Here is a 415-nt window from a genome sequence, read left to right on the forward strand (position 1 = left end):
GCTGCGGACGGCGTTGATTGGCGGCCGTTACGTCGGAGAGTTGAATCTCACAGGCACCTCTACGGAACTGCTGGTGGTCGTTCTGCCCATGGAGTCTCCTGAGGATGCGCTCTACTTCCCATGGTCACAGCAAGAGGATGGCAATCGTCTACGGATTTAAGCGGTTCTTTGGTTGCGCGGCGAGGGGTAGCTCCAAACTCGTCGCGCTTTTTTTTTTTGCCTGAGAAATTACCGGGCCTGCGGGCCCGCGGCCGCCGGCAGCAGTATCGTGACGTCGGTACCCTTACCTGGCGTGCTGACAATGCGCACACCGCCGCCAGCGTCGCTGGCAAAGCGCTGCACCATTTTCAGTCCCAGCCCGTGGCCCTCCTGATCGCGCGAATCGCACAAGCGGCATTCACAGGATCCTGGCTGT

1 protein-coding gene is annotated in these 415 nt (G+C 60.2%); it reads right to left on the reverse strand.

The features are described 5' to 3' along the window. Positions 1-228: 228 nt before the first annotated feature. On the reverse strand, positions 229-415 hold a 187-nt coding region (locus tag A3709_RS22685; protein ID WP_197484216.1), incomplete at its 5' end, for an ATP-binding protein.

This window comes from Halioglobus sp. HI00S01 (assembly GCF_001635445.1).
Lineage (GTDB): Bacteria > Pseudomonadota > Gammaproteobacteria > Pseudomonadales > Halieaceae > Halioglobus > Halioglobus japonicus.